Annotated in this window: 12 protein-coding genes and 1 pseudogene; 7 read left to right on the top strand and 6 right to left on the bottom strand. The window is 40.7% G+C overall.

Going from position 1 to position 20,230, the window contains the following annotated elements; genetic code table 11:
• Positions 1 to 63: 63 nt before the first annotated feature.
• Positions 64 to 351 (top strand): 50S ribosomal protein L25, encoded by a 288-nt coding sequence (gene rplY, locus L2737_RS13135; RefSeq protein ID WP_102527108.1) that lies wholly within the window; start codon positions 64 to 66, stop codon positions 349 to 351.
• Positions 352 to 500: 149 nt separating this feature from the next.
• Here the strand turns inward: rplY and L2737_RS13130 are convergent, their stop codons facing one another.
• Positions 501 to 4,538, bottom strand: a complete 4,038-nt coding sequence (locus tag L2737_RS13130) for a translocation/assembly module TamB domain-containing protein (RefSeq protein WP_248955990.1) — start codon at positions 4,536 to 4,538, stop codon at positions 501 to 503.
• Positions 4,538 to 6,388, bottom strand: coding sequence for an autotransporter assembly complex protein TamA (locus tag L2737_RS13125; RefSeq protein WP_248955989.1), 1,851 nt, complete (start codon positions 6,386 to 6,388; stop codon positions 4,538 to 4,540). Before L2737_RS13125 ends, L2737_RS13130 begins: the two co-directional genes overlap by 1 nt.
• Before the next feature lie 133 nt (positions 6,389 to 6,521).
• Between L2737_RS13125 and L2737_RS13120 the strand changes: the two genes are divergently transcribed.
• The 5 genes and pseudogenes from L2737_RS13120 (at position 6,522) to hrpA (ending at position 13,444) form a co-directional block, all read left to right on the top strand.
• Positions 6,522 to 7,550 carry an isoaspartyl peptidase/L-asparaginase family protein gene (locus L2737_RS13120; RefSeq protein ID WP_428848388.1) on the top strand — a complete coding sequence of 343 codons (1,029 nt, stop codon included), beginning with the start codon at positions 6,522 to 6,524 and terminating at the stop codon, positions 7,548 to 7,550.
• Positions 7,551 to 7,759: 209 nt separating this feature from the next.
• Complete coding sequence (locus L2737_RS13115; protein ID WP_248955988.1) at positions 7,760 to 8,152, top strand: hypothetical protein; 393 nt, start codon at positions 7,760 to 7,762, stop codon at positions 8,150 to 8,152.
• Between the two features lie 276 nt (positions 8,153 to 8,428).
• Positions 8,429 to 8,785 (top strand): annotated as a pseudogene (locus tag L2737_RS13110) (isoaspartyl peptidase/L-asparaginase); the annotation flags it as partial.
• A 269-nt stretch (positions 8,786 to 9,054) separates the two neighbouring features.
• Positions 9,055 to 9,471 carry a CBS domain-containing protein gene (locus tag L2737_RS13105; protein WP_102527104.1) on the top strand — a complete coding sequence of 139 codons (417 nt, stop codon included), beginning with the start codon at positions 9,055 to 9,057 and terminating at the stop codon, positions 9,469 to 9,471.
• Between the two features lie 97 nt (positions 9,472 to 9,568).
• Entirely contained in the window at positions 9,569 to 13,444 is a 3,876-nt protein-coding gene (gene hrpA / locus L2737_RS13100; RefSeq protein ID WP_248955987.1) for an ATP-dependent RNA helicase HrpA, read from the top strand.
• Between the two features lie 664 nt (positions 13,445 to 14,108).
• On the opposite strand, the gene L2737_RS13095 is transcribed toward hrpA, so the two are convergent.
• The 3 genes from L2737_RS13095 to ackA all read right to left on the bottom strand — a co-directional run bounded on the left by L2737_RS13095 (position 14,109) and on the right by ackA (position 18,829).
• Entirely contained in the window at positions 14,109 to 14,558 is a 450-nt protein-coding gene (locus L2737_RS13095) for a hypothetical protein (RefSeq protein ID WP_102527101.1), read from the bottom strand.
• Positions 14,559 to 15,419: 861 nt separating this feature from the next.
• The gene (gene pta, locus L2737_RS13090) at positions 15,420 to 17,564 is read right to left on the bottom strand and encodes a phosphate acetyltransferase (RefSeq protein ID WP_102527100.1); all 2,145 of its coding nucleotides are present in this window, start codon (positions 17,562 to 17,564) and stop codon (positions 15,420 to 15,422) included.
• Positions 17,565 to 17,629: 65 nt separating this feature from the next.
• Positions 17,630 to 18,829, bottom strand: coding sequence for an acetate kinase (gene ackA, locus L2737_RS13085; RefSeq protein ID WP_248955986.1), 1,200 nt, complete (start codon positions 18,827 to 18,829; stop codon positions 17,630 to 17,632).
• Positions 18,830 to 19,005: 176 nt separating this feature from the next.
• Between ackA and yfbV the strand changes: the two genes are divergently transcribed.
• On the top strand, positions 19,006 to 19,449 hold the full coding sequence (yfbV, locus tag L2737_RS13080) for a terminus macrodomain insulation protein YfbV (RefSeq protein WP_102527098.1): 444 nt from the start codon (positions 19,006 to 19,008) through the stop codon (positions 19,447 to 19,449).
• A gap of 20 nt (positions 19,450 to 19,469) precedes the next feature.
• On the opposite strand, the gene pflA is transcribed toward yfbV, so the two are convergent.
• Positions 19,470 to 20,204: a pyruvate formate lyase 1-activating protein gene (pflA, locus tag L2737_RS13075; RefSeq protein ID WP_229369996.1), complete on the bottom strand. Its 735-nt coding sequence runs from the start codon at positions 20,202 to 20,204 to the stop codon at positions 19,470 to 19,472.
• Positions 20,205 to 20,230: the final 26 nt, after the last annotated feature.

Here is a 20,230-nt window from a genome sequence, read left to right as displayed (position 1 = left end):
CACGAGTTGTTATTGGTCGAAAATAACAACATCAATTTATTTTTTTTATTAAGTGAGAAACACATGTCTTACACTATCCAAGCTGAAATCCGTACTGAAATCGGGAAAGGTTCGAGCCGCCGCCTACGTCATGCGAATTTAGTTCCTGCTGTAATCTACGGTCCAGGTAAAGAGCCTATCTCAATCAAAATGGCTCAAAAAGATATCGTAAACATTCAATTGAATGACGATTTCTACAACACAGATTTAACTCTAGTTATCGATGGTAAAGAAGTTAAAGTACGTGTTCAAGCTATGCAACGCCACGCGTTCAAAACTTTAGTTGAACATATTGACTTCAAATTTGCTTAATCGTTAATTTGAATGAAAAAAGCGCCTAATGGCGCTTTTTTTATGTCTGAATTTTACTGAGAAAATTAATGGTAAAGGGATTAAATATTAAAGTTCTAATTATGAGAATAGAGAATAGAGAATAGAGAATAGAGAATAGCAAACTGACGCTAATCGACGTTGAAGCTATAATAAATATCGAGTGATTGGTTCAATGTGCCCGATACCGTTTCTAGGTACAATTGCGATAATATGTAATATCGTACGGTCATTTCGTAACCTGGGTTAAATACCCCGATACCATACTTCACCATTAAGTCTTCGCCAATATAACCACTAATTGCAACGCGGCCCTCATCGTTTGCATCGAGCTGAACATTAGAAAAACCAAACTTTTCAATTAAGCCTGTCGCAGTAGAGCCAATGTTATTGATTGCTCCACCACCAAACTGCGAACCTAATGTCAGTGCAGCTCCCATCATCAAAGCACTGTTTTGTTCATTAGTGGAACTGCCAAACCCAGCGCCAGTCACGATGTAAGATAAAATTTCCGCTTGTTCTTTAGCTGGGCTCGAAAATAACGTCACGATAGGGCGCATTGCAGTACCTGTGACTCTGACACCTGCAGTGAGATCTTCCTCTTTTATTTCACGAACCGCTTCAATATTTAAGTTAGGCACTTCAGTAGGGCCTGAGAACTGCACATCACCTGTGCTTATGGTTAAGGTTTGCCCCATAAACTTATAAGTACCTCGGCTAACTCTAATGTCCCCAAACAGTAACGGTGGTTTAAAAGCTTGTTGTTGCAACAGTATGGTTCCGTTTAGTTTTCCGCTAAGCCCCATACCGTCAATGGATACTTCTGGGCCAAGGTTAATGTTTAAATCTGAGACGATGGCATAAGGGCTAACCCTTTGCTCTTGTTCAGAGATAGAGTCTTTAAATACGACGTCAGATGACACCGCCACACCACCTTCAGCAAGCTGCACAACGGCGATTTCACCCGTTGGGATGTCAACTTTACCGGTTAAAGTAAGTTGTTCTTTATTGAATTTGAGATTGATATCTGGGGATACTTGTAAAATAGCAATAGGCGGCTCGATAACAGCCAGTTTGTCGCCGTTAATATCAATGTCACCGCTGAAACTGCCTTGAGGCCAAGATAAAGTGCCATTGATTTGTGCTTGGCCGTCTCCCATCGCTACACTGCCATCAAGCAAGCCTTTTTGCCCCTTTAACGCCATGGCGAGATTTATATCATTAATAAGCGTTGGATTACTGGTGGTTGCAATAGCACCTTTAGATAATGAAATACTGCCTTTAGCCATTGGCTTTTCAAGGTTGCCTTCAAGTGATAAGTCAGCGGCAAATATCCCTTCGAGTGTTTCAAGTTTTGGGAAAAAACCTTGTAAGTGAGATAGGTTTAATGCATCAACATTAATATTGCCTTTTAATGCCCGACTTGGATCTGTGTTGACGGTAACTTGGCTGTTGATAGTGGCAATTTCTTCAGCCTCTACAATAAGTTTTGCTTGCAGTACTTGTTCGTTTAGCGATGCGGTGAGTTGTATAATATCGTAGTGTAAATTGATAAAATCTTTGCTGGTGCGCCTAAGCTCAAGTTGACCTTCTGAAAAATTGATATCAGCATTTGCTTGAAGCTTTTCTGTCTCAGACCAAGTTGCTGAGACTGAAATATCTGAATCCCCAGTCCAAGAGAATTTAGTGGGCAATATAGGCTTTAATAGTAACCCTGGCGTACCTTGAGCAGTTAATTGAATATCCCCCATTTTGCCAAACGTCGCAGGAGTTTCTATGCATAAGTGATTGTTGGGGTGGTTAATACAAAAAGGATTGACGCTACCTTGGCCATTTTTTTGATCCCACATAACCTCCACAATTCTATCAGTGGCCCATGTACCTAAAAAGTGAGTGACTGATAAAGACTTTATCTGTGCATCAAATACTTGGCTATTCTCATCGAATTTATTATCGATAATGGTATTGATAGCGAATTCACCAGCGGTAGAAAACTCAAGGTGTTGTTGATTTAGGTTTCCTGATGCGTTGATTAACAGCTGTGATAAATCGATTTCTTGCCAAGTAAACTGGTCATTAGTGATATTAAGTTTAAATTGATGCTGGCTTAACGGTAAGTAGTGAGCATTAAGATTTAACAGTTCAACTTCCATATCTAGGTATTCAAAATCAAACACCTTACCTGTGATATCGACAATCGGTTGTTGATCATCACCAGTCACATCAATTTTTGCGTAAATGCCGCCAGTAGATTGGGGCAACCACTGGCTAAGGTCGGGCACAGTAAGCTCTGCGTCGACATCCCAAATTTTATTGGCTTGACCATTAATAATAAGCTCAGCACCTAGTGCGGTTGCATGTAAGTTATCGGCATTGACCGCCAGTTGCTCATTTAACTCAATATTGCCACTGACAGTTAATGGAAACGCATTTAACGAGCCATCGAGCGCGGCATCAGCGATTTCAATGTGCCATGTTTCATCGCCAATGGTGCCGGCAGATGATAATTGACCATTGATGTTACTGGTCAACTCGGTGAGTTCGTATAGATAACTGATTTTCTCTAATTGTAAGGTTTCAGTTTCAAGTTCTGCTTGCCAGCTAAATTCATCTTTGAAGTTAAGTAAACCATTACCTTTGATGTTACCTGCATCAGATAGGATATTAATGCTTGAGATAATGAGTTGTTCACTTTCAAAACTAATGTTGGCGTTCACATCCAGTAGTGGATGAAAAGGGCTTAATAATTCGGCGTCAAATATGGCTGATTGACTGTTGATATCGCCTTTACTGGTTAACTTATCAATCTTGGCAAAATAGTCAGGCTTATCCAATGGCCACTGCAGATCTGCCTTTGCTATTTCTAATTGATAATTCATTTCAGGACGACTTAAGGCAATAGTACCCTCAAAGTCGATATTGATATCACCTGATGCTGAGACTTTTACGGCTAAATCATCGAAGCCATTTTCAGCTTGAATGCTTAAGGTTTGATTGGATAACTCAGGAAGCTCTGTGACATTGTTGAGTGAGAACTGAGCATCAATTGTCATCGGGTAATCATCATTTAAACTGATATCGCCAATCAGTTTTGCATCGCCATATTGGTGAGTAACTGCTAACTCTTGAATATCGATTAAGTATTCTACGTAGCTACCTTTTAAAGCAATATGAGCAAAAGTATCTTCACGTTCGCCTAAAAGCATCACACTATCTGTGGTCGTTAATTCATCAACATAGATAGGGAAGGTCATGTAAACAGCCGGCAAATTTGCCATTGCCCATTCTTCTATATCCTGCTTGTCTGTCGCATTACTTTGCTCAGATTTGGTATCAATATCAGTCTCATCAGAGCCAAGTGGAATATCTACCAATAAATCTTGGCTGTGAAGGTAACTGACACGAAGGCCACTTTTATTCCACAGTGCTTTGCCCTGCAGACGTCCAGCGTTGTAACGCATATCATTGACACTGACTTTGACGTTATTCAAGTCCAAATGGTTAAGTCCGATGATCACTGGCAAAATAAGAGGTGAGGGCTCATCAGTTTCATCAGTATTAAGTGCAGCATCAATTACACTTGCATCCAAGTTTTGTATATTTACGCTTTGCTGATTATCGTCTTGTGTAATGTTGACAGCATTAAGACGTTCAGCATCAATTGATTGTGCTTCAGGTGCTTCAGGTGCTTCAGGTGCTTCAGGTGCTTCAGGTGCTTCAGGTGCTTCAGGTGCTTCATCAAATTCATCGGTTGCAACACGTACATTGACCTTGCTCGCTGTTAAGCTGTCGACACAAATTTGTTTATTGAACAAACAAGTAGGTACCCAGGATAAAGATAAATCTTCAACTTCAACGGATACCCCATTCATTGACCAACTGGCATAATCAAACTCGAGGTGTTTGTTAATGGTGCCCGAACGAATATCCAATTCAAGATTAGGAACAAATTGATTGGCAAGCAAAACACTAATCCGAGCGCCGATAGGGGTGCCAAGTAAGACGGCTACAATGATAAGTATCAGTAAAGGAATGTAGATAAAAAGACGCGTGGACAGTTTAAAAGCACTCCAGCATCTTTTTAAAGCTGACTTTGGCGGTGTCGCCGCAGGAATTGTCCCATTCGTTGAACGTGTATTGTCTGCCGTTGGGGAAGATTTTTCAGTCATTATAGATCTGTCCCCATTGTTAAGTGAATTCGCCAAGAACGATCAATCGTGGTGGTTTCTTTTAGGCCGACGCCGACGTCCAATTTGATCGGACCAATAGGTGAAATCCAATGGATCCCGCCGCCGACTGACACAACAGGTTCAAACTGCTCTGTATCAAATGCATTACCCGCATCAACAAAAGTGCCGACTCGCCATGTATCTGTTAAATAGTACTGGTATTCTAAACTACCCACCACGAGATAACGTCCACCTACAACCTGACGTGATACACCGCCTTCAGAGTTGATATATTCGATGTAAGGACCAAGTTCTTGGTAACCATAACCACGAATGGTTTGGTCGCCACCTGCAAAATATCGCAAAGAAGGTGAAATTTGAGCAATCTCATCAGAATCAGCGATATTTGCACCCATATCGAGTCGAGTGACAATGCGGTGACGGTCAAAAAAAGTGTCAATCCACTTAAATTTAGCTTCAATTTTAGTCAAATTAATTTCTGAGCCTAAACTTGAGTTACCGTATTCAATACTGTAGACCTGCCTGAAACCAGATTTAGGGTCGAGTGTATTATCGCCTCGAGTGGTTTTACCAATCCCGATGCCAAATAATAAAAACTTTGGATCATAATCGGTGTCGGACTGGTTATAAAACTCTTGGTTAAATTCTACCGAGTAGCCAAACAACCAATCATTATCTAACCTCTGTTGTCTGATCACCCCTATTAAACGTTTTTCTGACTCAAGCTGGCCCGTGTAATCGTAACTACGGTCATCAGGATTATAGTCCTGTGTTACCCCGTATTTATCTCGTAATAAACCCACTCGAAATTTCAGTTGGTCATCTAAAGGATGAGTCAATGGAATAGTGTAGGTGGTTAAGAATTTAGGTTTATCCGGTGACCACTCCATGGTGGTTTCTTGAGTATGTCCATAGCGGTTAATCTGCGGCATACGCCAAGTGAGTCGTACTCTTGGATCAATCGAAGATTTCTCGGCGTTATTACCAATGTCAGCACCTAAACCCACTTCAAATGAATGTGTCGGGCGCGGGCTTAATTCTACTTTAATGGGTATTTCAGTATTCGACATTCCATCAAGTTGCGGTAAGACTTTAATGCCAGCGAAATACCCTGTATCAATCAGGTTTCGATTTAAACGATTTAGCCGCTGAGTTGAATATTTGGCATGGGGATCAAACGGGATAAGGTTTTCTAAAATATCGTCGTTAACGGTTTGACCTGAAAATTCGACATTACCAATTGAATAGCGTTTACCAGATTCAAAATAGAGGTGGATCCGTGCGGTATTCAAATCTCGATTGACTTCAATGTCTGAGCGTGTGAATGAACCATCAAAATAGCCGCGAGCTAGCGCTAAGGTAACCAGTTGAGATTTAAGCTCAGAGTAAACACCATGATTTAATACATCGCCAGGTTTGATTGTCAGCAGGTTCATCCATCGATTAAAACTGCTGTCATCGAGCATCTCATCACTGAACTTTATGTCTATCCATTCAATGATGGTAGGTTTGCCCTCATCAATCGACACATTTAATGTCCACGGGCCTTTTTCTGCTTCGGTTACTTCAATATCGACTTTTGCGTGATAATGCCCCATCGATTCTAAAGCGGCATTAACATTGTCTTCGACGGTAAATAAGAAGGCACGGCGTTGTACTGCAGAGTTGGGGCTTTCACCCAGATGAGCTCGAATATTCTTGTTAAGCTTGTCAGAGGCACCTGTTAATTTGATATTTAGCCAATCATCTTTTGCCCAAGCGAAATTCGATGCTATCGAAACGAGAGCAACGCATATGACTAGGCAATACTTAAACGATTTGGATAACAATGAATGAATGCTTATCAACGGCCAATTACTTATAACCTATTGTCGCCAGAATACTGCTAACAGGCAAGGTTATGATTGAAATTACCGCCTGAAATGGTTACAAAGATACAAACCGATCAAGGACTTGCTTAAAATGAAAACAATAACGCTCGCTTTCGCTATTTCAATGACACTTTTTTCCAGTATATCTTTTGCTAATAATGACAAGCCATTTGCATTAGCCATTCATGGTGGGGCTGGTACGATCAAAAAATCCAGTTTTACGCCAGAACAAGAACAAGCCTATCGTGCCAAATTAAAAGAGGCAGTAGATGCTGGCTACACGGTACTAGAAAAGGGTGGTTCAAGCCTTACAGCAGTCACAACAGCCATCAATGTGCTTGAAGATTCACCGTATTTCAATGCAGGTAAAGGTGCGGTATATACCCATAATGAAGAGCATGAAATGGATGCGTCTATCATGGACGGTAATACCATGAATGCAGGCGCAGTTGCGGGCGTTAAGCACATAAAAAATCCTATTGATTTGGCAAGATTAGTTATGGATGAATCTGTGCACGTTATGTTGTACGGCCAAGGTGCTGAAGAGTTTGCTTTAACCCAAGGTGTGCCATTGGTTGCCAATGAAACCTTTAATACTCAAAAACGCTATGAAGGATTACAGCGAGCTAAAGCTAAAATGGCCGAAGCCAAGAGTAGTGCTGATTACCAAGCGGCGCACCAACAATTAGACACAGAATACAAAGTGGGCACCGTGGGCGCTGTGGCATTAGATAAACAAGGCAACATTAGCGCAGGTACCTCAACAGGGGGAATGACAAACAAACGCTATGGCCGAATTGGTGATGCCCCTGTTATTGGCGCTGGCACCTATGCTGAAAATGGTGTTTGTGCAGTATCAGCCACAGGACATGGTGAATATTTCATCCGTTACCAAGTGGCAGGTGATATTTGCGCTAAAGTGAAATACCAACAAAAATCGATTATTCAAGCCGCTGATGAAGTCATAAACCAACGCTTAATCACTGCTGGTGGTACAGGCGGGGTTATTGCTATTGATCATCGCGGTAATATTGCCACGCCATTCAATACCGAAGGCATGTACCGCGCGACTCGCAAGAATGGTGAAGAAGCACAAGTGATGATTTGGCGAGATAAATAATTATTTCAATATGTTGAAGCGTGAACGCTTTACTGGTTAGACAGGTGTGTATACTGATGGTTTGCGGCTATGTTATAATATGATGATAATTAATCATATTATCAGGGTTTTAGGTCTAGTCCAGATCGTGAAATAAGTGAAGTTAGAACAACAGGCTTGTAAAGCAACTGCTGCGGAACTCTAACCTCTTTAAACAGAGATAAAGAATAATGAATGAAGTTAGAAAATTTAAATCTGCATTAGATATATTTAAAGTAGTGAACTGGGTGATTGTTATTTTAATTTTGGCTGTCGGAATCATTGGGGCTAGTGGAAACCCAATTGCTGTAGTTTTTGCTGTGTTAGGTGCTGGTATTTTCTATATTTTGATAAACCTAGTACTAGGTGTTGGTTACTGTGCTGTACAGATAGCAGAGAACACAGCAACAGGTGAAACAATATCTAGTACTCCCAAAGTTAAAGAAAAAGTAGCAGCTAAAATAACAAAAAAAGGTAAATTAAAGTTAGATATGAGCTTGCAATGTAAACATGAAGGATGTTACGAAAGAACATATTCAACTTATGATGATAATCCCTTATGTGCTAAACATGCACCTGAATAAATTATAAACAATTCGAGCTCTAGCCCAAACAGCTAGGGCTTTTTTGTGTCTGAAATAAACGTTGTTGCTCAAATCGCAACGATCCCAACTGATTTATCGAATTAGGTAGCTTGTTTCCTAATTGGCATTCCTAGTTCTATGGTTCTGTTTATTGCTTTTACACCAGCAGAATAGTAGTACTACATCAATTACTTGGTGAAACAGTCATTCTCTTGCTAGAGCGTTAATGTCCCATTATTTTAGATAGCAATGTTAGGGTTAATTGCCTTGACTTAAACTGGAGGAATGACAAACAAACGCTATGGCCGAATTGGTGATGCCCCTGTTATTGGTGCTGGCACCTATGCTGAAAATGGTGTTTGCGCAGTATCAGCTACAGGACACGGTGAATATTTCATCCGTTACCAAGTGGCAGGTGATATTTGCGCTAAAGTGAAATACCAACAAAAATCGATTATTCAAGCCGCTGATGAAGTGATTAACCAACGCTTAATCACTGCTGGTGGAACAGGCGGGGTTATTGCTATTGACCATCGCGGTAATATTGCCACGCTATTCAATACAGAAGGCATGTACCGCGCGACTCGAAAAAGTGGCGAACAAGCTAACATTATGATTTGGCGTGACCAGTAATGAGCTCATACTGCCGTTAATGGTTAGAATGGATTGGGCTTAGCTAAATGAAAAGCATCAGATTACCTGGTGCTTTTTTATGGTCCATTCAAAGATGCTTTAGTCAAAGAAAGGTTTAATCGAATATCACAATCTATTAATTCAATCATCGCTTTATTAGGATTTTGACTACAATCAATATGAAGACCAAAAATAATACTAGAGCGTGTTGTTAGCTTTTGTTGTTAACTCATGTGGCTTGCGCAAGTAAAGGTTTAAGGGGTATCACTATGGATTCAATCAAAATCTCAGAATATATGGATCGTCAGCCAGTTTTATTAAAAGCCAATATGTCACTGGCTACGGCGGTGGAACATTTATTAGGCAAGAATAAAGCAGGTGCTGCAGTGGTTGATAATGACGGCGCCTTGGTGGGCTTTTTATCACAGCAAGATTGTTTGTCTGTGATGCTTAAAAGTAGTTATCACTGTGATATGACAGAAACAGTGAAAGATTGCATGAAGACAGATGTATTAACCGCATCACCTGATGGCAGTATTTTACAGTTAGCAGAACAAATGCTTGGTGCTAAACCGAAAATTTATCCCGTAGTACAAGGCTCGAAAGTTATCGGCACCATTAATCGTACCGATGTACTCAAAGCAATGAATATCTATATGCAGCAATGTTACTTAACGCCTGCATAATCTAAGTATTTACGCCGCTGTTTTTTTTAAACTAATACCATTCAGTCTAGTTCCTTGCTAGGATCGCAGTTTTTGAAATACTTGCTAGGAATTAGATTTGAATTCGGACCAACACCCGCTCTCTAAAGCATACCTAAACTCTTGTTATCAAACCGATGCAGCAAGAATTCGTCGTCGTTTGTATCAATTAAATAAAGAGCCTCAGTCTGAAAAGAAAGATCAAGTCTTAGCAAAGTTAACCGAGCAAGCGACTCAAGCTTATGAAAAGGCGCAGTTAAGGCTTAAAAATAGCCCTGCAGTGACCTATCCAGATGCGTTACCTGTTTCACAAAAACGCGGCGATATTGCCGATGCGATAGCCAATAACCAAGTGGTGATTGTTGCGGGTGAGACAGGCTCAGGTAAAACAACCCAGTTACCAAAAATATGTTTAGAGCTGGGCTTAGGTACCCGTGGATTAATTGGTCATACCCAACCTAGGCGTCTCGCTGCCCGCAGCGTCGCTAATCGCGTTGCTGAAGAAATTAATAGTCCGCTAGGCGAGGTTGTTGGCTTTAAGGTGCGTTTTGCTGATTCTATTAGTCAAGATAGCTACGTTAAACTGATGACTGACGGTATTTTGCTTGCAGAATTGACCTCAGATAAATTCTTAAATCAGTACGATGCGATTATTATCGATGAAGCCCATGAGCGTAGCTTAAACATTGATTTTATTTTAGGGTATCTAAAACAAGTTCTTAAAAAACGTCCTGACTTAAAAGTGATTATTACTTCGGCAACTATTGATGTCGAACGTTTTTCAAAACACTTCAATAATGCGCCCGTGATTGAAGTCTCGGGCCGTACATTCCCTGTAGAAACCCGATATCGTCCATTGGTGCGCGATACCGATGCTGACTTAGATGTCAGTGATGGCATTTTCTCAGCCGTTGACGAGTTGATTGCTGAAGGCCCTGGCGATATTTTGATTTTCATGAATGGTGAGCGAGAAATTCGTGACACCACTGAAATGCTGCGTAAGCAGAAATATCGCGATACTGAAATTTTACCGCTCTATGCGCGCCTGTCTTATGGCGAGCAATCAAAAGTCTTTAAGAGCCACATAGGCCGTCGTATTGTATTAGCAACTAACGTCGCCGAAACGTCATTAACCGTGCCAGGTATTCGCTATGTGATTGATCCAGGTACCGCCCGAATTAGCCGTTATAGCTATCGCACCAAGGTACAACGTTTACCAATTGAGCCAATTTCACAAGCCAGTGCTAATCAGCGACAGGGGCGTTGTGGTCGTGTTGGTCCAGGTATTTGTATTCGTCTGTACGATGAAACTGACTTTATTCAACGTCCTGAATTTACCGATCCTGAAATTTTGCGAACAAATCTTGCTTCAGTTATTTTGCAAATGCTCGCGATTGGCTTAGGAGATATTGCTGGTTTCCCATTTATTCAGCCACCAGAACAAAAACATATTCGTGATGGTTTTTTACTCCTAGAAGAGTTGCAAGCCGTTAAGCAAAAGCGCAAAGATTTAGTATTGACTAATCTGGGGCGTAATTTAGCGAAAATACCGTTAGATCCTCGCTTAGCACGTATGGTGCTTGAAGCTAAAGATATGAATTGTTTACATGAGGTAATGGTGATTGCTTCAGGTTTATCGATTCAAGATCCGCGCGAAAGACCGATTGAAAAGAAGCAAGCCGCCGATGAGTGTCATCGCCGTTATGCCGACAAGGACTCAGATTTTGTCAGTTGGGTGAACCTTTGGGATCATATTAAAGATCAAAAACACGAGCTATCAGCAAGCCAGTTTAGAAAACAATGTCGTGAAGAGTACCTAGCCTATTTGCGTGTACGTGAATGGCAGGATTTATACACTCAAATAAAACAAGCGGTTCATGATTTAAAGTGGCGTTTAAATGATACTCCTGCTAGCTATGACGACCTGCACAAAGCCTTATTATCAGGTTTGTTAAGCCACATTGGTTTTAAAGATGCGAATAACGAATATTTAGGCGCGCGTAATCGTAAGTTCTTTGTATTCCCTGGTTCTCCTTTGGCGAAAAAAGGGCCAAAGTGGATTATGGCGGCTGAAATGACCGAAACGTCTCGTCTTTTCGCTCGTTGCTGCGCCAAAATTCAGCCAGAATGGTTAGAACCATTAGCGGCGCATCTCATTAAGAAAAACCATTTAGAACCTCATTTTGAGGCCAAACCAGCCAGTGTTATCGCCTTTGAAAATCAAGTGCTTTATGGGCTGACAGTGGTGAATCGCCGCAGAGTGCAATATGGCCCAATCGATCCTGTGGAATCACGTGAAATATTTATTCGCAGTGCATTAGCTGAAGGGCAATTACAGACTAAAGAACCTTTCTTTATCAAGAATCAGCAACTGCTGAATGATATCGAGTCTCTAGAGCATAAGTCTCGTCGCCGCGATATCTTGGTTGATGAGCAAGTGTTGGTGGACTTTTATGATCCATTAGTCCCGCAGGGTATTTATAACGCGCCATTATTCTTTAAGTGGTGGAAAGAAGCCCGTAAGCAAAACCCTGAGTTATTAGATTTCAATCAAGATTTATTAATGCAGCGCAGTGCAGATCATATTTCAGCATTGGATTTCCCTGAAGTGTGGCACAAAGCCAATTTAGGGCTACAAGTGAGTTATCACTTTGAGCCAGCAGCTGTTGATGACGGTGTGTCAGTGCATATTCCAGTGGCGTTAATCAACCAAATCGACACTGATGATTTTGATTGGTTAGTACCAGGGCTTAGAGAAGAAAAAGTTGTCGCATTGATTAAGTCACTGCCGAAAAATCTACGCCGTAATTTCGTACCCGCACCAGATTATGCCCGCGCATGTGTACAAGCAATGGAGCCGTTTTCGATGCCTTTGCTTGATGCGATGTGTAAGCAGTTACTTCGTATGACAGGTACTCGTATCAGCGGTGATGATTTCGATTTAACTCAGTTAAGCGCTCATTTAGCCGTTAACTTCAAAGTTGAGGATGATAAGCATCGCCTTGTGGATCAAGGGCGCGATTTAGACAGCCTTAAAGATAAATTACAAGGCGTTGTGGCAAAAGCGATTCGTAACGTGGCTGAAGATGGTATTGAAAAGAAAGAGATAACCACTTGGTCATTTGGTGATTTACCTAAGCAATATCAAAAACGTAAAGGTAATTATGAAGTTAAAGCTTATCCGGCTTTAATTGACGAGAAAAGCCAAGTATCAATTAAGTTGTTTGATGATGAATTTGAAGCTGAGCGTCAACATCGTATTGGTTTACGCCGCTTATTACTGATCAATATACCGTCTCCTGTTAAGCATTTACAAAAGGCGCTGCCAAATAAAGCTAAGCTTGCGATGTATTTCAATCCATTCGGGCAAGTGCAATTGCTGATTGACGACATTATTTCTGCATCGGTGCAGCAGCTACTTGATGAGAAAAAATTAGATGTTCGAAATGAAGCGCAATTTGAACAAGCTAAAGATTGGGTTAGACAAGAGCTAAACGGCTATGCAGAGCAAATTTCACTGCAAGTTGAGCAAGTATTGACGATTTATCAGCGGATTAAAAAGCGTTTAAAAGGCAAGATCAGTTTAGATATTGCTTTTGCAATGAGTGATATTAATAACCAGCTGGATAAATTGGTATTTAAAGGCTTTGTTGAGCACTGTGGCTGGAGTCGATTAGCCGATGTCGCTCGTTACTTAAAGGCGATTGAAAACCGCTTAGATAAGTTACCCGTTGATCCTACTCGTGATCGATTGCACATGCAAAGCATTGCTAAAGTGGAAGACTTGCTTAAAGCGCAGCTGGCTAAAGTACCTAAAATGCAGCCAATTCCTGAGTCTTTATTAGAAGCTCGTTGGATGATAGAAGAGTACCGCGTATCTTGTTTCGCCCAAGTCCTTGGCACAGCTTATCCTATTTCAGAAAAACGGATTGTGATGCACATAAATCAAGTTTAACGACTCAGAGATTTATCACCTAAATGATAATTAAGCGAGTAATAGTCTGTACGCTATTATTCGCTTTTTATTATCTTAAACAAAAAGACCTGTTGTTAGTAGATTGTGTGGTGAGATGATTGAATGTGACATAAGTATGCTGCTTTCGTGATCTTTTTTGTAAGACTTACAGTTTTACCCTACTAAAAAGCACTATAAAACGAGTTATTTACAAATTGAACATACATTTCTGAAAGTTTTTTGTAATTATTGGTGGGATTGGAACTATATGCTTGGTATAATCAGAACCAAGAAGTAATGATGGCTACTGCTTCTCTGTAAAGGAAAATGTCACCCCCTAAATAATAGACATTCCTTACCCCCTACAAAACGACCTTAGGTTGATAGGAGTTACTATGGAAGTTCATGAATACGAAAATGCTTATTATCAAGTAAAAGATGACGTTCTAGAGTCACTACCTACTGATGAAGAATAAGTAGATTGAACTAATACTATTAGCTCTTTCTCAAGCATAAAAAAAGCAGCCTAGCTGCTTTTTTTATGCTTAAAATTTGATTATTTACAGTTAAAACCTTCGGTGTTCTATCTGTGACGATTTCTAAATAATGACATTTATTAATGCTTCTTGTTGTCACAGTAACGCGATATGAAAGCTAGTGCATGTTATAGGTCTATACGACCTTTCTCAGTTAATACTTCAACTATCGTCCAACGTTTGCCATTTTTTACCAGCTTAATGGTGCGGTCATCTACCCAAGGGCTACCACCACGTAAACCCTCCATCTTTACCTTTACATCAACCTCGTCGGTGAATTTTCGAAAGAAGTCAATATCGATATCATCAATACTCATATTGACGTCAGTCATAGACAAACCGAGTACATGCCGCTGTACCGCAGAAGCGATATGGTAATGAGACATGATATCTTTGAGTTCTTGGCTTACATAGACTTTGGCTTTCTCTATATCACGCTCAACATAGATTGCAGTAAAAAAACCAATGGAGACCTGTTCAGGACTTAAGGCTTTTTCTAATCTGCCTTGTTGACTGTCTTCTGCTGGAGAGCAAGCCGTTATGAGTAATAAGCTGAAGATGACAAAATATTTATGCATGATTTTATTGCTGTTTCTACGTGATAAGCCAGTATCGCTATTTCAGAAGCTAGAAACAAGTTTCAAACTAGATTTTGCAAATTTTGTATAAATATCTTGACTGATAAAAGGAGACATGTCATACCTTAAGAGTAGTTATAAAATAAGTATTATTATCCATTCCTGACTTGCTGATAAAGTTTGGTGGATAACTTTGGGTTATCCACAAAATCTGTGGACAACTTTGTTGAATACTATTAGCCGTGTTTGTAAGGTTATAATATTTAACAAGTTTAAGTGGTGGTTAAAAAATAACACCCTTCAGTTTACTTGTGTAAGTTTTTAAGATTATCTCAATATTTCTTCTTTTTTATCCTCTTTCCCCCTTGCAATTATATTAAAACTACTTTCTGAAATACCATTATTAACTCAGTTTAATAACGTGATATTTATCCCAAGTATGATGAAACTTTTTTGACCCAAACTCTGCGGCTGAATGCCTATTTGTTGATAAAAGCTTATTGAAATGACTGTTGGTTTGTAGGAATGAGAAGTGTTCTTTTGAATAGAAAGTGGTTTATTAAGATGAGAATCAATTTGGTGAATTGCATAATAGGTTAGCTCTCTATTCTCTATTCTCTATTCTCTATTCTCTATTCTCTATTCTCTATTCTCTATTCTCTATTCTCTAATCTCTAATCTCTAATCTCTAATCTCTAATATCAAGTTGTTAACTCTCGTTTTTGGCCTTTAACTTGTTAGGTTTAGTTTCTTTATAATCAGCTTGAATCAAAGACAATAAAAAAGCACTCACGTGTTAACGAGAGTGCTTTTTTGTCTTCCCAGGCTTCCATTTTATGGAACTGGGTAGTTTACTAGCTTTTATTGCTCATTTTGAGCGGCTTGAATAGCCGTCAATGCAATCGTATAAACGATATCATCGACTAAAGCGCCACGTGATAAATCGTTTACTGGCTTGCGCATACCTTGCAGCATTGGGCCAATACTGATGAGATCTGCACTACGCTGAACCGCTTTGTAAGTTGTGTTACCCGTGTTTAAGTCTGGGAATACAAATACTGTGGCTTTACCTGCTACAGGACTGTCTGGTGCTTTAGAGCGAGCGACATTCTCCATTACAGCTGCATCGTATTGCAAAGGACCGTCGATGATTAAGTCAGGACGCTTCTCTTTCGCGATTCGAGTGGCTTCACGTACTTTATCAACATCAGAACCCGTACCAGAAGTACCCGTTGAGTAACTGATCATAGCAACACGTGGTTCAATACCAAATGCAGCAGCAGATTCTGCTGATTGAATCGCAATATCGGCTAGTTGATCTGGGTTTGGATCTGGGTTAATTGCACAGTCACCGTAAACCAAAACTTGATCCGGCATCAGCATGAAGAAAATTGATGATACTAAGCTTGAACCAGGTGCGGTTTTAATCAGTTGTAGTGGTGGACGAATCGTGTTGGCAGTGGTGTTTACCGCGCCAGAGACAATGCCATCTACTTCGTCTTGAGCAAGCATCATAGTACCTAGTACCATGTTGTCTTCTAATTGCTCTTTAGCAACAACTTCAGTCAGCCCTTTGTGGCGACGTAACTCCAACATACCTTCAACGTAACGACCTCGAGCCTCTAGAGGATCGATAATTTGTACGCCTTCACCTAACACGACATCTTGAGATGAAGCGATACGTAAAATTTCTTCAACGTTACCTAACAGTACACAACGGGCAATGCCACGTTCAGCACAAATAGATGCAGCTTTAATGGTTCTAGGTTCTTCACCTTCAGGCAATACAATGGTTTTCTTTGCTGCGCGAGCAAGCTCAGTTAACTTATATCTAAATGCTGGTGGTGATAAACGGTGCTCGCGTGGTGAGTTTTGAGTCACGCTTTCAATCCAGCTTTGGTCAATATGACTTGCGACATATTCTTGAACGCTATCAATGCGAACTGCATCATCGACAGGTACTTCATGATCAAAACGTTGAATATTAAGCGAGGTTTGCCAAGTGTTACTGTCGATTAAGAATACAGGTAAACCTGTTTCAAAAGCGCGTTCACATAAGGCCATAATTTCAGGCTCAGGCTCGTAACCACCGGTTAATAAAAGTGCGCCAATTTTCACGCCATTCATTGCAGCAAGACAAGCTGACACAATCACATCAGAACGATCACCAGAGGTAACTAGTAAAGAGTTTGTTCGAATGTGCGTGACCATGTTTGGAATACTACGAGCACAGAAGGTCACTTTACGCAGGCGACGAGTATTCATTTCACCAGCATTGATGATTTTAGCATTTAAATGCTTAGCTAAATCAGATGCGCGAGGTGAAACCAAATCGAGGTTATATGGCACACTACCTAGAATACGCAGTGGGCTTTTACCTGGAAGCTGGAACATTGCAGACGTATCATTAGTTGATGCTTCAGCGTGATCAAAGACTTCAGAAAGATCAGGGCGAGCACGTCCTTCATCGTCAACAGGTGCACCAATTTTATTGATAATTGAACCAATAAGACGTTTGTTTTTGTGACCACCCCATGAGTTGTAAGCGATCTCTAATCGGTTCATTAGCCCGTTAGGAGAGTCGTTACCTGGTGTGGCAATGAAAATCACATCGGCATCAAGTGCTTTAGCTATTTCAAAATTGATATCGTCAGAGAAAGGGTGAGTGCGAGTCGGTACTAAACCTTCAATCACAATCGTTTCAGTGTTGGCTGCACATTCGCTTGCACGAGCAATAATTTGCTCCATTAATACGTCGATTTGCTCAGAACGAATTAAGTTCTCAGCATGTTCCATTGAAAATGGCTCAAGCGGATTAACAGTCGGTGAATGGCTTAAAATAGTGGTTGAACGTTCTGGGCCGTTATCACCATTGCGAATTTGTGCAATTGGTTTGAAGAACTGAACTTTAACACCTTTTCGTTCAAGCGCGCGCACCATCCCAAGGCTCAGTGAAGTCAAACCAACACCGGTCCCAATTGGGATTAACATAATATTACGAGACATAAAGACCTCTAAATTTAGCGTAAGTAAAGCCTGCTTGGCAGGCTGTTACGAATTGGCAATGGTGATTAAGCAGTGATCAGCTTAATAGCATCTTCTGCGATAACCCACTCTTCATTAGTTGGGATAACCATCGCGACTGTGCTGCCTTCTTCTGTAATAATGCCGTCTTTACCGAAACGTGCTGCTAGGTTTTTCTCTTCGTTCACGTTGAAGTTAAAGATAGCTAGCATGTTCAATACTTTTGCACGAATAATGTCAGAGTTTTCACCGATACCACCAGTAAATACCACTGCATCTAAACGTCCTAAAGGCACTGTGTAAGAAGCAATGTATTTCGCTAAACGGTAGCAGAAGATTTCTAATGCTAAGGTTGCGCCTTTATGACCATCCTTATAGCCGTCTTCAATGCCGCGACAATCATTAGTCAGTTCAGATATACCTAACAAACCACTTTGTTTGTTTAGTAGGTTGTTGACTTCATCAATGGTGTATCCGAGTTGGTTAACTAAGTGATAGATAATTGAAGGGTCCATGTCACCACAACGTGTGCCCATAACCAAACCTTCTAGTGGGGTTAATCCCATAGAAGTATCAACACTCTTACCGCCTTTAACTGCAGTAACAGAAGCGCCATTACCTAAATGGGCAACAATTACATTAGTATCAGCTATGTCTTGATTAAGCACTTTAGCGGCTTCACGGCTAACAAATAAGTGGCTAGTTCCGTGCATACCGTAGCGACGAATACCGTGTTCGCGATATAGCTTATAAGGTAGTGCGTAAATATAAGCGTGCTCAGGCATGGTTTGGTGGAATGCAGTATCAAACACGGCGACCTGCGGCAGAGCCGGGAACGAAGCCATTGCAGCACGAATACCGATTAAATGCGCAGGGTTATGAAGCGGTGCTAATGAAGCACAATCTTCAATACCTGTAATGACATCTTCGTTAATGATCACAGAGCGAGAGTATTTTTCGCCACCGTGAACGATACGGTGACCGATTGCTTCAATTTGAGCCGCTAATTCTGGCTGGTCAGCAAGAATATTGTTAACTATGTATTCAACAGCTTCACGGTGAGCGGTAAATGCGCCAAGTTTGGCTTCATTTTTTGCGCCGTTAACTTTCCATTTGATGCGTGAATCTTCTAAACCGAAGCATTCAGCAAGTCCTGATATGTGATCATCACCTGAAACAGCATCAATTACAGCGAATTTTAAAGATGAGCTACCGCAGTTGAGTACTAGTACGAGTTTTTGTGACATGTTGAGACCTTTTCGTCTGAGTCGTGCAAAATTTAAATTGACGTGAAATGTGTTATTTCAACTATCAATCATAGTTAATTAATGACTAAACAACCGATAAATTTACCGTAAATTTGGGGCTAATTATCGCTGTGTGCTATGGTGCATATATATTTCAAATCTTATAGGGCGTAACGTTGAGCGTAAAAGTGTTCAAAATCATAGGTGACGGCCGTCGTTATATGAAAGCTTGGCCTATGGTTCGACAACTTGGGTTTTATTTCCCTGAATACCGCGTTGTTAGGGCAACCCATCTTGGCATTATGTTGATGCCATTTTTCGCTATCTTGGCTGCAATTAGCCAAGTGTATGTCAATGGCTGGGCGTTTCTGCCTCAGGCGATTGCGATACTGTTATTCTTTATCAGTTTGCCTATTCAAGGCTTGTTATGGTTAGGTTTACGAGCTAAACACCCATTACCAATAACACTGTTTGATTGGACCAACCAATTAACCACCAAAATGAGTTCCATGGGCATAACTTGCCAACCTTTAGGGGCTAAAGCGTGTTATTTAGATATGGCGCTTATTTTAAAAACGGCGTTTGAACGTTTAGATAAAAGTTACTGGGAACAGCTTTAATCGCTGTTTCGGTTAATTTATCAATAGTCAGCTTTTATACCGCGCTCAGTGAATACAGCCTTTATGGATTCCATGGTTTCTTTACTAGGTGGTTTGGTATCAGTTAATGAGTAAGTCTCACCAAATGCTTCCCATTTGTGGGTGCCGAGTTGGTGGTATGGCAGTAACTCTACCTTTTCAACATTCTTCATTGGTTCAATAAAGTCGGCTAATGCTTTCGCTGAAACGAGATCTTCAGTAAAGCCATCTACAACGACATATCTTACCCAGGTCTTTTGGTTACGTTTGGCTAAATATTCTGCGAATTGCAACGTGCGCTGATTGCTGACCTTGGTTAAATCGATGTGCTTGGCATCATCCATTTGTTTAATGTCCAGTAACACTAAATCGGTATTATCGAGTAACTCGTCAATCACCGGAGTGTATTTACGTACAAAACCATTAGTATCAAGGCAAGTATGGAGATCATTTTCTTTGCAGGCTTTGAAAAGTTCTGTCACAAATTCAGCTTGGAGAATGGCTTCTCCACCTGTTGCTGTGACGCCACCAGATTGTAGAAAAGGTTTGTAACTGATGATTTGCCCCATGAGCTCATCAACAGTGACTTCCTTACCGCCGTCTAAATCCCAAGTGTCGCGATTATGGCAGTATTGGCATTTCATTAAACATCCCTGCATAAACGCGACATAGCGGATACCAGGACCGTCAACGGTGCCAAAAGATTCAATAGAGTGGATACGACCTGTGGTCATGATGTCTCCAAACAAGCAAAAAAAAAATG

The sequence above is a fragment of the Shewanella electrodiphila genome (genome assembly GCF_023283985.1).
Taxonomy (GTDB): domain Bacteria; phylum Pseudomonadota; class Gammaproteobacteria; order Enterobacterales; family Shewanellaceae; genus Shewanella; species Shewanella electrodiphila.
The sequence above is the reverse complement of the archived record's forward strand: the minus strand, read 5'-3'. Positions and strand labels throughout refer to the sequence as shown.